General features: G+C 58.0%; 12 protein-coding genes. 8 read left to right on the top strand and 4 right to left on the bottom strand.

Going from position 1 to position 18,831, the window contains the following annotated elements; genetic code table 11:
- Positions 1 to 380 precede the first annotated feature (380 nt).
- On the top strand, positions 381 to 5,243 hold the full coding sequence (locus ACVBEG_RS18110) for an NAD-glutamate dehydrogenase (RefSeq protein ID WP_322178258.1): 4,863 nt from the start codon (positions 381 to 383) through the stop codon (positions 5,241 to 5,243).
- A 133-nt stretch (positions 5,244 to 5,376) separates the two neighbouring features.
- Here ACVBEG_RS18110 and acnB read toward each other — a convergent pair whose 3' ends face one another.
- Positions 5,377 to 7,977, bottom strand: coding sequence for a bifunctional aconitate hydratase 2/2-methylisocitrate dehydratase (gene acnB, locus ACVBEG_RS18105; RefSeq protein WP_322178259.1), 2,601 nt, complete (start codon positions 7,975 to 7,977; stop codon positions 5,377 to 5,379).
- A 405-nt stretch (positions 7,978 to 8,382) separates the two neighbouring features.
- On the opposite strand from acnB, the gene ACVBEG_RS18100 reads away from it, so the two are divergent.
- A complete protein-coding gene (locus tag ACVBEG_RS18100) occupies positions 8,383 to 8,856 on the top strand; it encodes a DUF1289 domain-containing protein (protein ID WP_219061501.1) in 474 nt (157 codons plus the stop codon).
- Between the two features lie 47 nt (positions 8,857 to 8,903).
- Here the strand turns inward: ACVBEG_RS18100 and ACVBEG_RS18095 are convergent, their stop codons facing one another.
- Positions 8,904 to 9,767, bottom strand: a complete 864-nt coding sequence (locus ACVBEG_RS18095) for a universal stress protein (RefSeq protein ID WP_322178260.1) — start codon at positions 9,765 to 9,767, stop codon at positions 8,904 to 8,906.
- A 242-nt stretch (positions 9,768 to 10,009) separates the two neighbouring features.
- Between ACVBEG_RS18095 and miaE the strand changes: the two genes are divergently transcribed.
- The 5 genes from miaE (at position 10,010) to ACVBEG_RS18070 (ending at position 15,672) form a co-directional block, all read left to right on the top strand.
- On the top strand, positions 10,010 to 10,624 hold the full coding sequence (gene miaE, locus ACVBEG_RS18090; RefSeq protein WP_407074573.1) for a tRNA-(ms[2]io[6]A)-hydroxylase: 615 nt from the start codon (positions 10,010 to 10,012) through the stop codon (positions 10,622 to 10,624).
- A 249-nt stretch (positions 10,625 to 10,873) separates the two neighbouring features.
- Positions 10,874 to 11,362: a MarR family winged helix-turn-helix transcriptional regulator gene (locus tag ACVBEG_RS18085; protein ID WP_322178262.1), complete on the top strand. Its 489-nt coding sequence runs from the start codon at positions 10,874 to 10,876 to the stop codon at positions 11,360 to 11,362.
- Positions 11,359 to 12,828: an efflux transporter outer membrane subunit gene (locus tag ACVBEG_RS18080; RefSeq protein ID WP_447108163.1), complete on the top strand. Its 1,470-nt coding sequence runs from the start codon at positions 11,359 to 11,361 to the stop codon at positions 12,826 to 12,828. Before ACVBEG_RS18085 ends, ACVBEG_RS18080 begins: the two co-directional genes overlap by 4 nt.
- 15 nt (positions 12,829 to 12,843) lie before the next feature.
- Positions 12,844 to 14,076, top strand: a complete 1,233-nt coding sequence (locus ACVBEG_RS18075) for an HlyD family efflux transporter periplasmic adaptor subunit (protein WP_322217215.1) — start codon at positions 12,844 to 12,846, stop codon at positions 14,074 to 14,076.
- Positions 14,077 to 14,139: 63 nt separating this feature from the next.
- Entirely contained in the window at positions 14,140 to 15,672 is a 1,533-nt protein-coding gene (locus tag ACVBEG_RS18070) for a DHA2 family efflux MFS transporter permease subunit (RefSeq protein ID WP_447108162.1), read from the top strand.
- A 79-nt stretch (positions 15,673 to 15,751) separates the two neighbouring features.
- Here ACVBEG_RS18070 and lpxH read toward each other — a convergent pair whose 3' ends face one another.
- Together lpxH and ACVBEG_RS18060 are read right to left on the bottom strand one after the other, a co-directional pair.
- Positions 15,752 to 16,495 carry a UDP-2,3-diacylglucosamine diphosphatase gene (lpxH, locus tag ACVBEG_RS18065; protein ID WP_322178266.1) on the bottom strand — a complete coding sequence of 248 codons (744 nt, stop codon included), beginning with the start codon at positions 16,493 to 16,495 and terminating at the stop codon, positions 15,752 to 15,754.
- The gene (locus tag ACVBEG_RS18060; protein WP_322178267.1) at positions 16,492 to 16,992 is read right to left on the bottom strand and encodes a peptidylprolyl isomerase; all 501 of its coding nucleotides are present in this window, start codon (positions 16,990 to 16,992) and stop codon (positions 16,492 to 16,494) included. Before ACVBEG_RS18060 ends, lpxH begins: the two co-directional genes overlap by 4 nt.
- Positions 16,993 to 17,124: 132 nt before the next feature.
- Between ACVBEG_RS18060 and ACVBEG_RS18055 the strand changes: the two genes are divergently transcribed.
- On the top strand, positions 17,125 to 18,822 hold the full coding sequence (locus tag ACVBEG_RS18055) for a glutamine--tRNA ligase/YqeY domain fusion protein (RefSeq protein WP_322178268.1): 1,698 nt from the start codon (positions 17,125 to 17,127) through the stop codon (positions 18,820 to 18,822).
- Positions 18,823 to 18,831: the final 9 nt, after the last annotated feature.

Raw genomic sequence — 18,831 nt, 5'->3', positions numbered from 1 at the left:
CTTGATCATTCAAGAACACCTGATTCGGTGTCGACCTCTATTTAGAGGGGATTTCGCGCGCCTGTTACGTGCCGATGACCGAATATGTCGCAGCACCGCAAGCAGGGTCGGGCCCGCTATCGTTAAGCTTCGCAGCAGGATGGACACCTCTAAAGACACAGCCCGCCCGGGCAGTCGTTTTTGTAGATGCCCATTTTCTTCACCGAGTTCACTCTCGGGAAAATGAATGTGACTACCCGATCGTGACGAGCGTTTGTTCTTTAGCTTCATTACCCTGTCATGCTGTGCTGCGTTTGTTTGAAACTCAGCACGCGTGATGGCGATTCCCTGAACGGGATGCGACGCTTCTATCAATAAAAAGCCCAAGCGGAGTACCACAGATGGCGTTCTTCACCGCAGCCAGCAAGTCCGACTTCCAGCATCAACTGCAAGCGGCACTGGCGCAGCACATCAGTGAACAGGCACTGCCACAAGTGGCGCTGTTCGCTGAGCAATTCTTCGGCATTATTTCCCTTGATGAACTGACCCAGCGCCGGCTATCCGACCTGGCCGGTTGCACCTTGTCTGCCTGGCGACTGCTTGAACGTTTCGAACATATTCATCCGCAAGTGCGGGTCTACAACCCTGATTACGAGCGCCATGGCTGGCAGTCGACCCACACCGCGGTCGAGGTTCTGCATCACGATCTACCGTTTTTGGTGGACTCGGTCCGTACCGAGCTGAACCGTCGCGGTTACAGCATTCACACCCTGCAAACCACCGTGCTGAGCGTGCGTCGCGGCAGCAAGGGCGAATTGCTGGAGTTGTTGCCCAAGGGTTCTCACGGCGAGGACATCCTGGAAGAGTCTCTGATGTACCTGGAGATTGATCGCTGCGCCAATGTTGCCGAAATGAATGTGCTGGTTCGTGAACTCGAGCAAGTGCTGGATGAAGTACGGATCGCGGTCGCTGACTTCGAACCGATGAAGGTCAAGATCAACGAGCTGCTGGCCGGTATCGACACCCTTGAGTTTGCCGTTGAAGAAGGCGAGAAGTCCGAGGTCAAGGTCTTCCTGCAATGGCTGGTGGACAACCACTTCACCTTCCTTGGCTACGAAGAGTTCGAAGTCCGTAATGACAATGGCGGCGGCTATCTCGTGTATGACGAGTCGTCCTTCCTCGGTCTGACCAAGCTGCTGCGCGCAGGGCTGACCAAAGAAGACCTGCACATCGAAGACTACGCAGTGAATTATCTGCAAGAGCCGATGTTGCTGTCGTTCGCCAAGGCCGCACACCCAAGCCGGGTGCATCGCCCGGCGTACCCGGATTACGTGTCGATCCGCAAGATCGATGCTACCGGCAAAGTGATCAAGGAATGCCGCTTCATGGGCCTGTACACCTCATCGGTGTACGGCGAGAGCGTGCGTCAGATCCCTTACATTCGCCGCAAGGTTGCCGAAGTCGAGCGTCGCTCCGGTTTCGATGCCAAGGCGCATCTGGGCAAGGAATTGGCGCAGGTGGTGGAAGTGCTGCCGCGTGATGATCTGTTCCAGACCCCGGTGGACGAGTTGTTCAGCACCGTGATGTCCATCGTCCAGATCCAGGAGCGCAACAAGATTCGCGTGTTCCTGCGCAAGGACCCGTATGGCCGGTTCTGCTACTGCCTGGCCTATGTGCCGCGCGACGTTTATTCCACCGAAGTCCGGCAGAAAATCCAGCAAGTACTGATGGATCGCTTGAAGGCCAGCGATTGCGAATTCTGGACCTTCTTCTCCGAGTCAGTATTGGCGCGCGTGCAGTTGATCCTGCGAGTGGACCCGAAAAGCCGTCTCGACATCGACGCACAGCAGCTGGAAAACGAAGTGGTACAGGCTTGCCGGTCTTGGCAGGACGATTACTCCAGCCTCGTTATCGAAAGCTTCGGCGAAGCCCACGGCACCAATGTGCTGTCCGACTACCCTAAAGGTTTTCCGGCCGGTTACCGTGAGCGCTTTGCTGCGCATTCGGCCGTGGTCGACATGCAGCATTTGCTCAGCCTGACTGAAGCCAATCCGTTGGTGATGAGCTTCTACCAGCCGCTGGCGCAAGCCGGTAAGCAGCAACTGCATTGCAAGCTGTACCACGCCGATACCCCGCTGGCCTTGTCCGACGTCCTGCCGATTCTGGAGAACCTTGGCCTGCGCGTGCTGGGTGAGTTCCCTTATCGCCTGCTTCGAAAAAATGGCCGCGAGTTCTGGATTCACGACTTTGCCTTTACGGCGGGTGAAGGCCTGAACCTCGACATTCAGCAACTCAATGACACGCTGCAAGATGCGTTCGTACATATCGTGAGCGGCGATGCCGAAAATGATGCGTTCAACCGTCTGGTGTTGACGGCGGGTCTGCCGTGGCGCGATGTCGCGTTGCTGCGTGCTTATGCCCGTTACATGAAGCAGATTCGTCTGGGCTTTGATCTGGGTTATATCGCCAGCACCCTGAACAACCACACCGATATCGCTCGCGAGCTGACGCGGTTGTTCAAAACGCGCTTCTATCTGGCGCGAAAACTGACTTCCGACGACTTGGAAGACAAGCAGCAGCGCCTGGAACAAGCGATTCTGGCGGCACTGGACAACGTTCAGGTGCTCAACGAAGACCGCATCCTGCGTCGTTACCTGGACCTGATCAAAGCTACCTTACGGACCAACTTCTACCAACCGGACGCCAACGGTCAGAACAAAAGCTACTTCAGCTTCAAGTTCAACCCGCGCCTGATTCCCGAGCTGCCCAAGCCGGTGCCAAAATTCGAGATCTTCGTCTATTCGCCACGGGTCGAAGGTGTGCACCTGCGCTTCGGCAACGTCGCTCGTGGTGGCTTGCGCTGGTCGGACCGTGAGGAAGACTTCCGCACCGAAGTGTTGGGTCTGGTAAAAGCCCAGCAAGTGAAGAACTCGGTCATCGTGCCAGTGGGCGCCAAAGGTGGCTTCATTCCGCGTCGCCTGCCGTTGATTGGCGGCAGCCGTGACGAGACTCAGGCTGAAGCGATCACCTGCTACAAAATCTTCATTTCCGGTTTGCTGGACATCACCGACAACCTCAAGGACGGTGGCCTGGTGCCGCCGACCAATGTGGTACGGCATGACGAGGATGATCCGTACCTCGTCGTTGCAGCTGACAAAGGTACCGCAACGTTCTCTGATATCGCCAACGGGATTGCCATCGATTACGGCTTCTGGCTCGGCGATGCTTTCGCCTCGGGTGGTTCGGCCGGTTACGACCACAAAAAAATGGGCATCACCGCTAAAGGCGCGTGGGTCGGTGTGCAGCGTCACTTCCGTGAACGCGACATCAACGTCCAGCAAGACAGCATCAGTGTGATCGGTATCGGTGATATGGCCGGTGACGTGTTCGGCAACGGCTTGTTGATGTCCGACAAGCTGCTGCTGGTTGCTGCGTTCAACCACCTGCACATCTTCATCGATCCGAATCCTGAGCCGGCCAACAGTTTCATCGAGCGCCAGCGCTTGTTTGATCTGCCGCGTTCGGCCTGGAGCGACTACGACGCCAGCATCATGTCCGAAGGCGGCGGGATCTTCTCGCGCAGTGCGAAAAGCATCGCCATCAGCCCACAGATGAAAGAACGCTTCGACATCACGGCCGACAAGCTGACCCCGACCGAGTTGCTCAATGCGCTGCTCAAGGCGCCGGTGGATCTGCTGTGGAACGGAGGTATCGGTACGTACGTCAAATCCAGCGAAGAAAGCCACGCCGATGTCGGCGACAAGGCCAACGATGCGCTGCGTGTGAACGGCAATGAACTGCGCTGTAAAGTAGTGGGCGAGGGCGGCAACCTGGGCATGACCCAATTGGGTCGGGTCGAGTTCGGCCTCAATGGCGGCGGCTCCAATACCGACTTCATCGACAACGCCGGTGGTGTGGATTGCTCCGACCACGAAGTGAATATCAAGATTCTGCTCAACGAAGTCGTTCAGGCCGGTGACATGACTGAGAAGCAGCGAAACCTGCTGCTCGAAAGCATGACCGACGAAGTCGGCAGCCTGGTGCTGGGCAACAACTATAAGCAGACGCAGGCCTTGTCCCTGGCCGCGCGTCGCGCTTATGAGCGGATCGCTGAATACAAGCGTCTGATGAGCGATCTGGAAGCGCGTGGCAAGCTGGACCGTGCCATCGAGTTCCTTCCGACCGAAGAGCAGTTGGCCGAGCGGACTGGGGCGGGCCATGGCCTGACCCGTGCCGAACTGTCGGTGCTGATCTCTTATAGCAAAATCGACCTCAAGGAATCGCTGCTCGGGTCCCGCGTTCCAGATGACGATTATCTGGTGCGCGACATGGAGACGGCATTCCCGCCTTCGCTGGCCGCCAAGTTCTCCGAGGCCATGCGTCGTCACCGCCTCAAGCGCGAAATCGTCAGCACCCAGATCGCCAACGACCTGGTCAACCATATGGGCATCACCTTCGTTCAGCGGCTCAAAGAGTCCACTGGCATGAGTGCGGCCAATGTGGCGGGCGCTTACGTGATCGTGCGGGACATCTTCCACCTGCCGCACTGGTTCCGGCAGATCGAGGCCCTGGATTACAAGGTTCCGGCCGAAATCCAGTTAGCCCTGATGGACGAGCTGATGCGTCTGGGTCGTCGCGCCACGCGCTGGTTCCTGCGTAGCCGTCGCAACGAACTGGATGCTGGACGCGACGTCGCACACTTCGGTCCGCACATCGCGGCGTTGGGTCTCAAGCTTGACGAGCTGTTGGAAGGCCCGACCCGGGAAGTCTGGCAGGCTCGTTATCAAACGTATGTCGAAGCCGGCGTACCCGAGTTGCTGGCGCGCATGGTCGCAGGCACCAGCCACTTGTACACGCTGTTGCCAATCATCGAAGCGTCGGATGTCACCGGGCAGAACGCTGCCGATGTGGCCAAGGCTTACTTCGCCGTGGGCAGCGCGCTGGACGTGACTTGGTACTTGCAACAGATCAGCAACCTGCCGGTGGAAAACAACTGGCAGGCCCTGGCACGTGAAGCCTTCCGTGACGACATCGACTGGCAGCAACGGGCGATCACTGTGTCGGTCCTGCAGATGCCGGATGCTCCGGCGGATGTCGAAGCGCGCCTGACATTGTGGCTTGAACAGCACCTGCCAATGGTCGAGCGCTGGCGGGCAATGCTGGTTGAGCTGCGTGCGGCCAGCGGAACTGACTACGCGATGTATGCCGTCGCCAACCGTGAGTTGCTGGATTTGGCGATGAGTGGTCAGGCGGTTGTGGTTTGATGGTGTGAGTTGAAGCGGTAACAAAGGGCCCTGCATCGCGAGATGTGGGGCTTTTTTGTTTTCTGACTCTGACAGTATTGAAGGCAAAAAAAACCCCGTCACCAGGACGGGGTTTTTTCAACGCGGTGTTTCGTTACGCTTGAACGACCGGGATGTTGGCGTTCGCTGCAGCTTCACGGAACTCGGCGATCTGGTCGAAACTCAGGTAGCGGTAAACGTCCGCTGCCATGGTGTCGATTTCTTTCGCGTAGGCCATGTATTCCTCAACGGTCGGCAGGCGACCCAGGATCGATGCAACAGACGCCAACTCGGCCGAGGCCAGGTAAACGTTCGCGCCATCACCCAGACGGTTGGGGAAGTTACGGGTCGACGTGGACACCACGGTAGCGTTAGGTTCAACGCGTGCCTGGTTACCCATGCACAACGAGCAACCTGGCATTTCCATGCGTGCGCCAGCTTTGCCGTAGATGCCGTAGTAGCCTTCTTCGGTCAACTGGTGCGCGTCCATTTTGGTCGGAGGCGACAGCCACAGACGGGTTGGCAGCGAACCTTCAACTTTCTGCAGCAGTTTGCCTGCAGCGCGGAAGTGACCGATGTTGGTCATGCACGAACCGATGAATACTTCGTCGATCTTCTCGCCAGCAACGCTGGAAAGCAGACGGGCGTCGTCCGGGTCGTTTGGCGCGCAGAGCACAGGCTCTTTGATGTCAGCCAGGTCGATTTCGATGGTTTCGGCGTATTCGGCGTCAGCATCGGCAACCATCAGCTCAGGGTTGGCAACCCAGGCTTCCATCGCTTGAGCACGACGTTCCAGAGTACGAGCATCGCCGTAGCCTTCGCCGATCATCCAGCGCAGCAGGGTAATGTTGGACTTCAGGTACTCGGCGATCGACTCTTTCGACAGCTTGATGGTGCAACCGGCAGCGGAACGCTCGGCAGAGGCGTCGGACAGCTCGAAAGCCTGTTCGATGCTCAGGTTGTCGAGGCCTTCGATTTCCAGGATGCGACCGGAGAATGCGTTTTTCTTGCCTTTCTTCTCTACGGTCAGCAGGCCAGCCTGAATCGCGTAGTAAGGAATGGCGTGAACGAGGTCACGCAGGGTGACGCCAGGTTGCATTTTGCCTTTGAAGCGGACCAGGATCGATTCCGGCATGTCCAACGGCATAACGCCCGTGGCAGCAGCGAACGCGACCAGACCGGAACCGGCCGGGAAAGAAATCCCCATTGGGAAACGGGTGTGCGAGTCACCACCGGTACCGACGGTGTCCGGCAGCAGCATACGGTTCAGCCAGCTGTGGATGATGCCATCGCCCGGACGCAGGGAAACACCGCCGCGGGTCATGATGAAGTCAGGCAGGGTGTGGTGAGTCTTGACGTCGATCGGCTTTGGATATGCCGCGGTGTGGCAGAAAGACTGCATGACCAGATCGGTAGAGAAACCCAGGCAAGCCAGGTCTTTCAATTCGTCGCGGGTCATCGGGCCAGTCGTGTCCTGGGAACCGACGGTGGTCATCTTCGGCTCGCAGTACGTGCCTGGACGAACGCCGGCGACGCCGCATGCCTTGCCGACCATTTTCTGCGCCAGGGTGAAACCCTTGGTGCTGGCAGCCGGTTGTTCAGGCAGCTTGAACAGGGTCGAAGGTGGCAGACCCAGTTCGGTACGGGCTTTTTCGGTCAGGCCACGGCCAATGATCAGTGGGATACGGCCGCCAGCACGAACTTCGTCGAGCAGTACCGGGGTCTTCATTTCGAAGGTGGCCAGGACTTCTTCGCTGTTGTGCTTGGTGACTTTACCGGCATGCGGGTAAAGGTCGATCACGTCGCCCATGTTCATCAGGGAAACGTCGAATTCGATCGGCAGAGCGCCGGCATCTTCCATGGTGTTGTAGAAGATTGGAGCGATCTTGTTACCGAAGCAGAAGCCGCCGGAGCGCTTGTTCGGTACGAAAGGAACGTCGTCGCCGAAGAACCACAGCACCGAGTTGGTGGCTGATTTACGCGAAGAACCGGTACCGACCACGTCACCGACGTAGGCGATAGGGAAACCTTGGCCGCGCATGGTTTCGATCTGCTTCATCGGGCCAGTCACGCCTTGTTCATCAGGCACGATGCCGTCACGGGCCATTTTCAACATGGCCAGGGCGTGCAGCGGGATGTCAGGACGGGACCAGGCATCAGGTGCAGGGGACAGGTCGTCGGTGTTGGTTTCGCCGGTGACCTTGAACACGCGTAGGCTGATTTTGTCGTCCAGAACAGGGCGCTTCTGGAACCACTCGCCGTCGGCCCAGGATTGCAGAACACCTTTAGCATGAACGTTGCCGTTCTTGGCTTTTTCAGCCACGTCGTGGAACGCGTCGAACATCAGCAGGGTGTGCTTGAGTTCTTTGGCAGCGACTGGCGCCAATTCAGCGTTGTCCAGCAGGTCAACCAGGGTGACGATGTTGTAGCCACCTTGCATGGTGCCCAACAGTTCAACAGCACGCTTTTTGTCGATCAGCGGAGAGGTGGCTTCACCTTTGGCCAGAGCGGACAGGAAGCCAGCTTTGACGTATGCAGCTTCGTCAACGCCTGGTGGAACGCGATTTGTAATCAGGTCGACAAGGAAAGCTTCTTCGCCAGCCGGGGGATTTTTCAGCAGCTCGATCAGGCCTGCGGTTTGTTCGGCGTTAAGCGGCTGGGGCACGATACCCTGGGCGGCACGCTCTTCGATGTGTTTACGGTAGGCTTCAAGCACAGTATTACCCTCATCAGTGGTCCCAAATGGGTGTCCGGGACGCTCATCCAGAAAATTATCCGCACCCATGCGCTTTTTAGGCTTTTTGAGCCATTTGGCCGGGGAGTCGGTAATTTCTTACAGAAGCTGTTTTCAAAGTTTTACGCCTGCAGGACGGCTGATGAGTGTCGACACAGAATTTTTCGAAGAGAAATACCTGCATCAACACCGGACTGCTGGGTTACTTGACTGTGCTCGTGACGCTTTGAAAACAGCTTCTAACGGACATTGGCGCCTTAAAAGGCTCGATGATTCTACGGCAAAAATCGGGTAAAGGTAAGTTAGACCCTGCATGTTCAGGGGTGACCCTCGTTAGACAAAGGGCTAACATGCGCGCTTGTTTTGCCTGTTGCCGTCCTCTCGACCATGTCCAATCAAACCATCAAGACTCCCTGCATCGGCCTCTGTTCTACTGTTTATGGGGATCTGGTGTGCCGTGGTTGCAAGCGATTCCACCACGAAGTAATCAACTGGAATGGTTACAACGAGGATGAAAAGCGTGCGGTCTGGCTGCGCCTGGAACAACTGCTCGTCCAGGTCATGACCGCCAAGCTTGAAGTGTTCGACGCTGCCAAGCTGCGTCAGCAGCTGGAAAAACGCAAAATCCGCTTTGTGCCACATCAGTCGGCCTATTGCTGGGCCTACCAACTGATTGCCCGCGGTGCGCGGGTTATCAGTCAGCTTGATGCGTATGGGGTGGTGCTGATGCCGGAGTTTCGTAGTTGGGCCCTGCCAGAACTGCGCGATGCGATTGATCGCGAGTTTTTTCTGCTGTCAGAAGCCCATTACGAACGGTACATCGCCCCGGGTTTTCTCAAGGATGCGTTTGGCGTCAGGTAAATCGCTTCAAGCCATTCGCGAAGGCGATGTAACGGGCACAAACGCTATCAGCCCTTGGCCGCCAGCTCTTCCAGATGAGCAATGATTTCTTCGGTTTTCAGCACTAACACATCGGTTTCCAGTGAATCGAGCACCACTTCGGCGGTGTTGCCGATCAGTGCGCCGGAAATACCCGTGCGCGCCACAGTGCCGATCACGGTGACGACCGCGTTGAGTTTGCGCGCGGTATAAGGGATCAGCACGTCGGCCGGGCCTTCGGCGATGTGCAGGTGGGCGTCATCGACATCGAACTCGGCCTGAAACGCCCGGCATTGATCCCGGTAGCGCGCTTCGATGCTTTCTTTGAGCTGAAACACCGGATCGGCGGCTGACAGCATGGGTGAAGGGTGCGCGGTGATGACATGCAATTGCGCCTTGGCCAGCGCGGCAATCTGGAAGCCGTGATCAACGATGTTGAAGTGCAGGGCACGGTGCTCACCGTCAGAATTACCGACATCAACCGCCGCCAGAACCACCCCGCCAGTCCACGGCGTCGAGGTTTTGACCATCAGCACCGGGCTTGGGCATAGCCGCAGCAATTTCCAGTCATCGGGAGTCAGCAACGCTTTTTTCAGCGGGTTATCGGGGAAGTGCTGCTTGATGACCAGGCCACACCCTTTTTCCAGCTGAGCATCAATGATGGTTTGATGCAGCGTCTCGTTCCACTCTTGCTCGGCGGTAACGCTGAAGCCTTCGCTGATCAACCCGGTCGTGAGAACGCTGAGCAGGGCCGAGTGATCATGTTTTTTGTCGCAGACCAGCAAATGCAGATGTGCGCCAGTCACCCCTGCGATCAGTTTGGCGCGTTTAAGGGCCAGGCTTTCGGCATGTTGAGGCTCGATTATCACGAGGATGCTGCGAACGGCTTGCATGAGTTGGATCTCCCTAGATGCGACTGACTATTTTCACGGCGGCTGTTTAGCTACAACTATAGTTGCAGTCCGCTGACTGGGTTGTTGATCCAGATCAGGTCAAATCTGCTGCAAGGCGCTGGTTCATTCGCTCTGCCCTCGTATAATGCTGCGTTTTGCCCACCCAGCCGTGCTGTGAGCCTATGCAACTGAACCCTGAAATCGACGCTTCACATCCTGTAACCAAGGTTTCGAGGGCGCCCGTGCTGCCTGAAATCCATGAGTTTCTAGGGTGCAGGACCCCCGCGGGCTGGATTGAGGCGGCGTTGGCCAATCAGGAAAAGATGCTCCTCGATCACAAGAACTGTGAATTCAAGGCCGCCAGCACTGCCATGAGCATGATCGCCAAATACGGTTCGTATCCTGACTTGGTCATGATGATGTCGCGCCTCGCCCGTGAGGAGTTGGTGCACCATGAACAGGTCTTGCGGCTGATGAAAAAGCGCAAAATCGAATGGCGCGCATTGTCAGCCAGTCGTTATGCCTCTGGGCTGAGAGCAGCGGTGCGGACCCATGAGCCCGTCAAACTGGTCGATACGCTGGTGGTGGGTGCGTTTATCGAAGCCCGAAGCTGTGAGCGTTTCGAAGCCCTGGTGCCGTATCTGGATGAAGAGCTGGGCCGCTTCTATGATGGGTTGCTGAAAAGTGAAGCCCGGCATTTCCAGGGTTACCTCAAGCTGGCCTATCAATACGGTGAAGCTGCTGACGTTGAGCGGACCGTCGAAAAAGTCAGGGTACTCGAAGCCAGCCTCATCGACAGTCCCGATGTCGAGTTCCGCTTTCACAGTGGTATTCCGAGCCCTCAGCCCCGAGATTAAAGCTCCTCAGCCTACAGTCGCACAACGTTCTGTGTGAATAGGCCCGCGGCGCGCTTTCGCGGCTTTTGACGGCCACGACTTTGCCGATGGATGCGCTGCGGGTGTCCAGGTCCATCTGTTGTTCGATAGGGTTATAAAAACGGCTGTTGTCCGTCCAACTAGCAAGCTTGCTAATTAATGCATTGACATTCGCTGCCTAGGCAGTAGTATTTCGCCAGCTCTCTGCCTAGGCAGCTTTTTGGTGGTTCGATGAAGCATTTCACGTCTGACAACTTCAACTCCGGTCTCATGGGTCTGTTGATCGGGCGCATGAACGCGCTCAAAGATCGCCTGCTGGACACGCATCTGGTGCCGTACGGTGTGACCGCATCGCAGTTTAAAGTGTTGGTTATCATTGCCCAGTTTTCTGCCGACACCCCGGCCGACCTGTGCCGTCACCTGTCCCTCGACAGTGGCTCAATGACTCGCATGCTGGACCGCCTTGAACAAAAAGAACTGATCACCCGCACCCGCTCGGACACTGATCGGCGCCAGGTACATCTGGCGTTGACCGAAGAGGGGAAAACGCTTTCGGACCGCCTTCCGCAGATCGGTGCCGAGGCCATGAACGACCTGTTGGGTGCGCTCGAACCGGCCGAATTGCAGAGCCTTGAGCAGATACTGACCAAGGTGCTGGTGGCGGCCGATGATCAGATCACTATTGCCCGTCTAGGCGTTAAAGCGACAGGTGGGAAATGAGTAACCTGACTCTGCGGACCTCAGTGAGTCTGGTGTTTCTCGCCATGAGCCTGGCCGGGTGCGCCAGTTACCGTGGTCTTGGCCCCGAAGGCACACGCCTGGATGCGAAAAACCTCCAGGCCGCGCAGGCGCTCGATGGCGTGACGTTGTCGCCCGCCGTCTGGCCGAAAAGCGATTGGTGGAAAAGCCTCGGTGACCCGCAACTCGATGGTCTGATCAGTGAAGCATTGCGCGACAGCCCAGACATGCAAGTTGCCAGTGCCCGGGCGCATCAGGCCAGCGCCGCGGCGTATGCCACCGACGCTGCACGGATGCCGACCGTTGATGCCGAGGGGGGTATCAGTCGTTCACGTCTGGCTCGCGATCAGAGCCCGACAGGCGAGGGTGGTACCTACTCTACCGTGCGTAATCTGGGTGTGAATTTCAATTACACCTTCGACCTGTGGGGCGGTCAACGCGCCACGTGGGAAGCTGCACTTGGCCAGGCACGTGCCGCCGAAGTCGATCAGCAAGCCGCGCAACTGACCCTCGCGGCCGACGTTGCCCGCGCCTACAGCGACCTTGGTCAGGCCCATGTGGTTCATGATCTGGCGGCTGACGACTTGAAACGCACCCAACAAATGCTTGAACTGGGTGACCGTCGTCTGAAGTCCGGGATCGACAGTCGCTATCAGTTCCAGCAGACCCAAAGTCTCGAAGCCAGTTCTGAAGAACAACTGATCAATGCCGCAAAACGTCTGCGTAGCGCGAAAATAGCCTTGGCGGTGTTGCTGGGCAAAGGGCCGGACCGGGGTGAAGAGATCGCCCGTCCTAAGGTTCTCCAGCCCAGTGCAGTTGCCTTGCCGTCGGCGCTGCCAGCTGAGCTGCTCGGGCGTCGTTCCGATCTGGTGGCCGCGCGTTGGCGGGTGGAAGCCGCGAGCAAAAGTATTGTCGCTGGCAAAACCCGCTTTTACCCAAACCTGAACCTGAGCGCTGCCGCAGGCACCGAGTCTTTGCTGGGTGACGCGCTGTTCGGTTCGGCCAGCCGCTTCTTCAATATCGCGCCTGCCGTGTCCTTGCCGTTGTTCGACGGCGGACGCCTGCGCGCCGATCTTGATGCTCGCGATGCCGATTACGACCTGGCCGTCGCGCAGTACAACAAAAGCCTGGTTCGGGCGTTGGGTGATGTCAGCGACACGCTCTCTCAACTGCGTGCCATCGGTGGTCAGATCGACGCCAAACAGCGCGCCACCGACATCGCTCAAGACTCCTACAACACGGTGGTCCAGCGATTTGGCTCGGGGATAGGCAACTACCTCGATGTGCTGAGCATTGAACAGCAATTGCTCCAGTCACAACGCCAACTGGCGGATCTCAACGCCGAACGAATCGATTTGTCGATCCAGTTGATGCAGGCACTGGGCGGAGGCTTTCAAGGCGAAAGCCAAGGCCTGAACACCCCATCAACCGCTTCGCTGACTGAATAACTCAAGGTAATCGTCATGGCTACTGCCGCTACCGAAAAGACGTCTGTACACGACCCAAAAGCTCAGAACGAAGTTCAGAACAAAGATCGGGATCAGAACCCGCGCAAGCGCAAGATCTGGCTGCTGGTGGTCCTGATGCTGGTGATCCTCGGCGGTCTCGGTATCTGGGGCTGGTATGAAATCTACGGGCGCTGGAACGAAAGCACTGATGACGCCTACGTAAACGGCAACGTGGTGGTCATTACCCCGCTGGTCACCGGGACGGTGGTGAGCATCGGCGCCGACGATGGCGATCTGGTTCGAGAGGGCCAGGTGCTTATCCAGTTCGACCCGAGCGATGCCGAAGTCAGCCTGCAAAGCGCCGAAGCCAATCTGGGCAAGACGGTGCGCCAGGTGCGCGGCCTTTACAGTAATGTCGACGGGATGAGGGCCCAGCTGGCCGCGCAACGGGCCGAGGTGCAGAAAGCCCAGGACAACTACAACCGCCGCAAGAATCTTGCCGCAGGCGGGGCGATCTCTCTGGAAGAGTTGTCCCATGCTCGCGACGACCTGACGACCGCGCAAAATGCGTTGAACAACGTCCAGCAGCAATTGGCTACCAGCTCCGCGCTGGTGGACGACACGGTGGTGTCCTCGCACCCGGATGTGAAAGCAGCTGCCGCGCAGTTGCGTCAGGCTTACTTGGGTAACGCCCGCAGCACCTTGATTGCCCCGGTCACCGGCTACGTAGCCAAGCGTACCGTGCAGTTGGGCCAGCGGGTTCAACCCGGCACCGCGTTGATGGCGGTGATTCCTCTGGATCAGCTGTGGATCGATGCCAACTTCAAAGAAACCCAGCTGGGCAAAATGCGCATCGGTCAGTCGGTGGACATTGAATCTGACCTGTACGGCAGTGATGTGAAGTTCAGCGGCACGGTTGACAGCCTGGGTGCCGGCACGGGTGGCGCGTTTGCCTTGCTGCCGGCGCAGAACGCCACCGGTAACTGGATCAAGATCGTGCAGCGCGTGCCGGTGCGGATTCACATCAACGCCGAGCAGTTGAAAGAGCATCCGTTGCGTATTGGCCTGTCGACCGTGGCCAACGTCAACCTGCACGATCAGAGCGGCCCGGTACTGGCACAGCAACCGCCGCAGAAGGCCTCGTTCAGTACCCATATCTACGAAGAACAACTGGCCGACGCCGACGCCCTGATCACGCGTTTGATCCACGATAACAGCGCCAACAACAGCAGAACGGTTCAGCGCTGATTCGCCAATCCGTCCGCTCCGGCCCTGTGGCTGGAGCAACGTTCAAGTGTTAAAGGATTCGCGATGAGCTCGACCGCCCCGGCCTCTTTTACGCCGCCCAGTTTGTTGATGTGCACCATCGGCCTGTCGCTGGCGACCTTTATGCAGGTGCTCGACACCACCATCGCCAACGTCGCTTTGCCGACCATCTCCGGTAATCTGGGGGTGAGTTCGGAGCAGGGCACGTGGGTCATCACCTCGTTTGCGGTCAGTAACGCGATTGCCTTGCCGCTGACCGGTTGGCTCAGCCGCCGGGTGGGCGAGGTAAAACTGTTTATCTGGGCCACCGTGCTATTCGTGATGGCGTCGTTTTTGTGCGGGATTTCCCAGTCGATGCCAGAGCTGGTGGGTTTTCGCGTGCTGCAAGGGGTGGTCGCCGGTCCGCTGTACCCCATGACCCAAACGCTGCTGATTGCGGTTTATCCCCCGGCAAAAAGGGGGATGGCGCTGGCATTGCTGGCGATGGTCACGGTGGTGGCGCCCATTGCCGGGCCGATCCTTGGTGGATGGATCACCGACAGCTACAGCTGGCCATGGATTTTCTTCATCAACATTCCAATCGGTCTGTTCGCTGCGTTCGTTGTGCGCACACAAATGCGTACGCGGCCGGTGGTTACCAGCCGACAACCCATGGATTACGTCGGCCTGTTGACGTTGATCGTGGGTGTAGGTGCGTTGCAAATCGTGCTCGACAAGGGCAATGATCTGGACTGGTTCGCGTCCAGCTTCATCGTGATAGGCACCGTCATTTCAGTGGTCTTCCTGGCAATATTCATCATTTGGGAAATGACCGACCGGCACCCCATCGTCAATTTGCGCCTGTTCGCCTTTCGCAACTTCCGCATCGGTACCATCACCCTGGTGGGGGGCTATGCCGGATTCTTCGGCATCAACCTGCTACTGCCGCAATGGCTGCAGACACAGATGGGCTATACCCCGACCTATGCCGGGCTGGCGGTGGCGCCCATTGGTATTCTGCCGGTGTTGATGTCGCCCTTTGTCGGAAAATACGCGCACAAATTCGACCTGCGACTGCTGGCCGGGCTGGCGTTTTTTGCGATAGGGCTGAGCTGCTTCATGCGCGCCGATTTCACCAGTCAGGTCGATTTTGAGCATATCGCGCTGGTGCAACTCTTCATGGGGGCTGGCGTGGCGTTGTTCTTCATGCCGACGTTGACCATCTTGCTGTCTGACTTGCCGCCTGACCAGATCGCCGATGGCTCGGGGCTGGCGACGTTTCTGCGGAACCTGGGAGGGAGTTTTGCCGCATCGCTCACCACCTGGATCTGGATTCGGCGGGCGAATCAGCACCATGCCTATTTGAGCGAAAACATCAGCACCTATGAGCCCGCGACCCGCGACGCGCTGAACAATCTGGGCGGGGCGGGCAGTCAGGCCTACGCGCAACTCGAGGGGATGCTCAACAGTCAGGCGTACATGATGTCGACCGTCGACTACTTCCACATGCTGGGCTGGGCTTTTATGGGCTTGATCGTACTGGTGTGGATGGCCAAGCCTCCGTTTACGGCGAAGGCGGGACCGCCGGCGGGGCATTGAGGGTCACCAGAAGCAGGTCTGTGGTTCTCCGAAAATTCATGGTGGCGGGCTGGCAACTACGCGTCCCGCCGCGATGGTGTCAGTGAGTCAGCGCCGGTACCGGCACAAAATCAAACGCCGCCAACTGAAACCCCTGTTCATCCACCTGCAACGCCCAGCCCTGACGATCCCAATCCCCCAGGACAATCCGCTTCGCCGCATCGTTGCCGATCAGCAGTTTATGGATCGCCGGACGATGGGTGTGACCGTGGATCAGCGTGCGCACACCGTATTGCGCCATGATCCGTGGGATTTCCTCGGGCGTAACGTCGACGATGTCGTTGGCTTTCATGCGGGTCTGTGCGCGACTTTCGCTGCGCAGTTTGCGCGCCAGTTTGTGCCGCGTGCCCAAGGGCAAATGACGCAAAACCCATAAGGTCAGCGGGTTGCGCAGGTAACGGCGCATGCGCATGTAGGCTTCGTCGCGGGTACACAGGCTGTCACCATGCATCAGCAGCACAGGCTCGCCATTGAGCTGGACCACGCTTGGGTCCTTCAACAAGGTGCAACCCGCCGCCTTGCAGAACGCCTTACCGATCATGAAATCGCGATTGCCGTGCATCAGGAACACCAGCGTGCCGCTGTCGCTCAGTGCGCGCAGGGCTTGGCAGATAGACAGTTGGAACGGCGACATGGCGTCATCGCCGATCCATGCCTCGAAAAAGTCCCCGAGGATGTACAGCGACTCGGCCGTGCGGGCCCGGCCGTCGAGTAATTCCAGAAACGCCCGGGTGATGTCCGGCCGCTGCTCTTCCAGGTGCAGATCAGAGATCAGCAATATCACTCAATGATCTCGGCTTTCACGATGATCACGTCTTCGGCGGGCACGTCCTGATGACCGGCTTTCATGGTGGTCGCCACGCCTTTGATCTTCTCGACCGTGTCCATACCCTCTACCACTTCACCAAAGACGGTGTAGCCCCAGCCTTGAACGGTCGGTGCAGTGTGGTCAAGGAAATCGTTGTCGCCCACGTTGATGAAGAACTGCGAGGACGCCGAATGCGGCTCCATGGTGCGGGCCATGGCCACGGTGCCTTTTCGGTTGGAAAGGCCGTTGTTGGCTTCGTTTTTGATCGTGGCGCGGGTTTTCTTTTGTGCCATGCCCGGCTCGAAACCGCCGCCCTGGATCATGAAATTGCTGATCACACGATGGAATATAGTGTTGTCGTAATGGCCTTCTTTAACGTACTGCACAAAGTTGGCTACGGTTTCCGGCGCTTTATCGGCGTTCAGTTGCAGGACGATGTCGCCGTGGTTCGTGCTCAGTTTGACTTTGGACATTTTAAAAATCACTCGTTTTGAATTCGTGGAAGGCGCGCGCGCTGGTCGCAACACCTTGACAGCTTCGGCTATGATAAGCGCTTTGATTTAGTCGGCCTACCCTGGCCGCGCACTTGTACGTTCAAGGATCCTATGAGCAAGCCCACTGACTCCACTGCGAATTCCAAGGCAGGTCCTGCTGTCCCGACCAATTTCCTGCGCGCAATCGTGCAGGCAGACCTGGACTCTGGCAAGCACACCCAGATCGTGACCCGTTTCCCGCCTGAGCCCAACGGTTACCTGCACATCGGCCACGCCAAGGCGATCTGCGTGAACTTCGGTCTGGCTCAGGAGTTCGGTGGCGTAACGCACCTGCGTTTCGATGACACCAACCCGGCCAAGGAAGACCAGGAATACATCGACGCCATCGAAAGCGATGTGAAGTGGCTGGGTTTCGAGTGGGCCGGCGAAGTGCGTTATGCCTCGCAATACTTCGATCAATTGCATGAGTGGGCCATCATACTGATCAAGGCTGGCAAGGCGTTCGTCTGCGACCTGAGCCCCGAGCAGTCCAAGGAATACCGCGGTAACTTGATCGAGCCTGGCAAGAACAGCCCGTTCCGTGAGCGTAGCGTCGAGGAAAACCTGGACCTGTTCGCCCGGATGAAGGCTGGCGAGTTCAAAGACGGTGAGCGTGTACTGCGGGCCAAGATCGACATGGCTTCGCCGAACATGAACCTGCGCGACCCGATCCTGTACCGCATTCGCCATGCGCATCACCATCAGACCGGCGATAAGTGGTGCATCTACCCGAACTATGACTTCACCCACGGTCAGTCGGACGCCATCGAAGGCATTACCCACTCGATCTGCACCCTTGAATTCGAAGGCCATCGCCCGCTGTACGACTGGTTCCTGGACAACCTTCCAGTGCCGAGCCATCCGCGTCAGTACGAGTTCTCGCGTCTCAACCTGAGCTACACCGTCACCAGCAAGCGCAAGCTCAAGCAACTGGTCGACGAGAAGCATGTGCATGGCTGGGATGACCCGCGCATGTCGACTTTGTCGGGGTTCCGTCGTCGCGGCTACACTGCGGGCTCGATCCGTAACTTCTGCGAGATGGTCGGCACCAACCGTTCCGATGGCGTTGTCGATTTCGCCATGCTCGAATTCAGCATCCGTGATGACCTCGACCACAGCGCACCACGTGCCATGTGCGTGCTGCGTCCGCTGAAAGTCGTGATCACCAACTACCCGGAAGGCCAGGTCGAGAAGCTCGAGTTGGCGCGTCACCCGAAAGAAGACATGGGTGTACGTGAACTGCCGTTTGCGCGCGAAATCTACATCGACCGTGATGACTTCATGGAAGAGCCGCCAAAAGGCTACAAGCGTCTCGAGCCCAACGGCGAAGTGCGCCTGCGTGGCAGTTACGTGATTCGCGCCGACGAAGCGATCAAGGACGCCGACGGCAACATCGTCGAACTGCGTTGCTCGTACGATCCGGAAACCCTGGGTAAAAACCCTGAAGGGCGCAAGGTCAAAGGCGTGGTGCATTGGGTGCCGGCAGCGGCAAGCCTCGAGTGCGAAGTACGTTTGTACGATCGTCTGTTCCGCTCGCCGAGCCCGGACAAAGCGGAAGACGGCGACAGCTTCCTGGACAACATCAACCCTGATTCCCTGCAAGTGCTCACGGGTTGCCGTGCTGAGCCGTCATTGGCGCAAGCGCAGCCGGAAGACCGTTTCCAGTTCGAGCGCGAAGGTTATTTCTGCGCGGACATCAAGGACTCGAAACCCGGTCAGCCAGTGTTTAACCGTACTGTGACGCTGCGTGACTCATGGGGTCAGAGCTAAGGAATCATC

The sequence above is a fragment of the Pseudomonas sp. GG8 genome, from assembly GCF_052976945.1.
The sequence above is the reverse complement of the archived record's forward strand: the minus strand, read 5'-3'. Positions and strand labels throughout refer to the sequence as shown.

Excerpts from the sequence above, each read along its gene's own strand:
- ACVBEG_RS18080 (WP_447108163.1), top strand. The coding sequence starts at position 11,359 with ATGAGTAACCTGACTCTGCGGACCTCAGTGAGTCTGGTGTTTCTCGCC.
- ACVBEG_RS18075 (WP_322217215.1), top strand. The coding sequence starts at position 12,844 with ATGGCTACTGCCGCTACCGAAAAGACGTCTGTACACGACCCAAAAGCT.
- ACVBEG_RS18100 (WP_219061501.1), top strand. The coding sequence starts at position 8,383 with ATGTCCAATCAAACCATCAAGACTCCCTGCATCGGCCTCTGTTCTACT.
- ACVBEG_RS18110 (WP_322178258.1), top strand. The coding sequence starts at position 381 with ATGGCGTTCTTCACCGCAGCCAGCAAGTCCGACTTCCAGCATCAACTG.
- ACVBEG_RS18055 (WP_322178268.1), top strand. The coding sequence starts at position 17,125 with ATGAGCAAGCCCACTGACTCCACTGCGAATTCCAAGGCAGGTCCTGCT.
- ACVBEG_RS18070 (WP_447108162.1), top strand. The coding sequence starts at position 14,140 with ATGAGCTCGACCGCCCCGGCCTCTTTTACGCCGCCCAGTTTGTTGATG.
- ACVBEG_RS18085 (WP_322178262.1), top strand. The coding sequence starts at position 10,874 with ATGAAGCATTTCACGTCTGACAACTTCAACTCCGGTCTCATGGGTCTG.
- ACVBEG_RS18095 (WP_322178260.1), bottom strand. The coding sequence starts at position 9,767 with ATGCAAGCCGTTCGCAGCATCCTCGTGATAATCGAGCCTCAACATGCC.
- ACVBEG_RS18060 (WP_322178267.1), bottom strand. The coding sequence starts at position 16,992 with ATGTCCAAAGTCAAACTGAGCACGAACCACGGCGACATCGTCCTGCAA.